Raw genomic sequence first — 2344 nt, forward strand, 5'->3', positions numbered from 1 at the left:
CCGACACCAGACCAGTCCCGTCCACCAGAGGCAGCCATGACCGACGACGCCGACATCCAGCCCGATCCGACCGCACATTGGTCTTTCGAAACCAAACAGGTCCACGCCGGTCAGCGGCCGGACGCGACCACCCATGCCCGTGCGCTTCCGATCTACCAGACCACCTCCTACACATTCGACGACACCGCACACGCCGCCGCCCTGTTCGGCCTCGAGGTGCCGGGGAACATCTACACCCGCATCGGCAATCCGACGACCGACGTCGTCGAGCAGCGCATCGCCGCGCTCGAGGGTGGAGTGGCCGCACTGTTCCTGGCCTCCGGACAGGCCGCCGGCACCTTCGCCATACTGAATCTCGCCGGAACCGGTGACCACATCGTGTCGAGCCCGCGGCTGTTCGGCAGCACCTACAACCTGTTTCATTACACGCTTGCCAGGCTCGGCATCTCGGTCACCTTCGTCGATCCCGACGATCCTGAATCGTGGCAGGCGGCGATACGGCCGAACACCAAGGCGTTGTTCGCCGAGACCATCTCGAACCCGAAGAGCGATGTGCTGGACACGCCACGCGTCGCCGGCGTCGCACACGAGAACGGCGTGCCGTTGGTCGTGGACAACACCATCGCCACGCCGTACCTGATCCAGCCGATCACCCAGGGTGCCGACATCGTGGTGCACTCGGCCACCAAGTACCTGGGCGGGCACGGCACCGCGATCGCCGGTGTGATCGTCGACGGCGGCACCTTCGACTGGACGCAGGGCCGCTTCCCCGGCTTCACGGCTCCCGACCCCAGCTACCACGGCATCGTGTACGCCGACATGCCTGCGCCGTTCGTGACCAAGGCCCGGCTGCAACTGTTGCGCGACATGGGTTCGGCGGCTTCGCCGTTCAACGCGTTCCTGGTGGCCCAGGGTCTCGAGACGCTGAGTCTACGAATCGAACGCCACGTCGCCAATGCGCAACGGGTCGCCGAGTTCCTGGCCGGCCACGACGGCGTGCTGTCCGTCAACTATGCGGGGCTGCCGAGTTCACCGTGGCACGAGCGGGCGAAGAGGCTGGCGCCCAGAGGAACCGGAGCCGTTCTCGCGTTCGAACTCGCCGGTGGCATCGAGGCAGGCAAGGCGTTCGTCAACGCGCTGAGACTGCACAGCCATGTCGCCAACATCGGCGACGTGCGCTCACTGGTGATCCACCCGGCATCGACGACCCACGGCCAGTTGAGCCCCGAGGAGCAACTGTCCTGCGGCGTCAGCCCGGGGCTGGTGCGATTGTCCGTCGGCATCGAGGGCATCGACGACATCCTGGCCGATCTGGAACTCGGCTTCGCCGCGTCACGCAAGTGCGGGGACGTCACGATGGCCAGAGCAGTGGTCGGTGCGACAACGGCTCACTGAACGCCGGAGATTCAGGCGTCCGATGGCTTACGCGCCGAGGCGATCACATAGTCGGTCAAGCCCACTCCGCGTTCCCAGATCTCCACGCCGCGGCACTGGGCGCGGTCGTCTTCCGACACCTCCACGACCACTTCGTCCATCTTCTTCCCCTCGACACGCTGGCGGCTGTACTTGGCCATGCCGGGGAACACGTCCTGCCGGATCGACTCCACGCGGACATCGCCGAATCCGGCGGCAGACAGCCGCCGTGGGTATTCCTCGCGGTCGTAGAGGTTGGCCTCCGGAACGTGGCCGTACTTGCGTGCGAAGGCGGTGGCCCGGCTCGTCTTCTTGCCCGGAACCGGGAGCATGTCGGCGATCGCGATGGACCCTCCGGGTTTGAGGACTCGAAATGCCTCGCGCAGGAACTGTTCACGTGTGTCGAAGTGGAACGCGCACTCCAGGGCCAGGACTGTGTCGAACGTCGCGTCGGGGAATTCCATCGCGGTCGCCGAGCCGAGCCTCAGGTCGATGCGATCCTGCAGCCCGCGGTTGGCGACCCGCTCCCTGCCCTTCTCGATGTGGACGGGGGTGATGTCGATGCCCGTGACGCGGGACAGCTTGAAGCGGTCGAGGAGAACGAAGTCCTGCTCGGCGAAACCCACGCCGACGTCGAGGACTTCGTCGCCTGGTTGCAGTCCGGCCCGCGTTCCCAGCAGTTCCACCATCGCGACGCAGGCGTCGGGGTAGGTGCGCGCCTCTTTCCAATAGCCGAGGTTGAGCCACAACGGCTTGTCGTCGTCGACGAAGCCCTCGTCCAGGAAGTCGATGACATCGTCTCCGAGGGTGGTGTAGTAGGCCGCCGCATCCTTCTGTCGCACCAGGGCGAAGGAGCGGACAACCGTCAGGAACCCCCAGTAGATCGAGAGGGCGATTCGGCGCATTTTGTTCCTCCGGGGATCGTCGTGGG

General features: G+C 65.8%; 2 protein-coding genes. One reads left to right on the plus strand and one right to left on the minus strand.

Annotated features, from left to right (window positions below):
• Positions 1-36 precede the first annotated feature (36 nt).
• Positions 37-1395 carry a bifunctional o-acetylhomoserine/o-acetylserine sulfhydrylase gene (locus O6P37_RS06290; protein ID WP_269893266.1) on the plus strand — a complete coding sequence of 453 codons (1359 nt, stop codon included), beginning with the start codon at positions 37-39 and terminating at the stop codon, positions 1393-1395.
• 11 nt (positions 1396-1406) lie between these two features.
• Here O6P37_RS06290 and O6P37_RS06295 read toward each other — a convergent pair whose 3' ends face one another.
• Positions 1407-2318, minus strand: coding sequence for a class I SAM-dependent methyltransferase (locus O6P37_RS06295; protein WP_269893267.1), 912 nt, complete (start codon positions 2316-2318; stop codon positions 1407-1409).
• Between the last annotated feature and the right edge of the window lie 26 nt (positions 2319-2344).

Origin of the sequence: Mycobacterium hippophais, from assembly GCF_027529605.1 — a bacterium.
GTDB classification, from domain to species: domain Bacteria; phylum Actinomycetota; class Actinomycetes; order Mycobacteriales; family Mycobacteriaceae; genus Mycobacterium; species Mycobacterium arseniciresistens.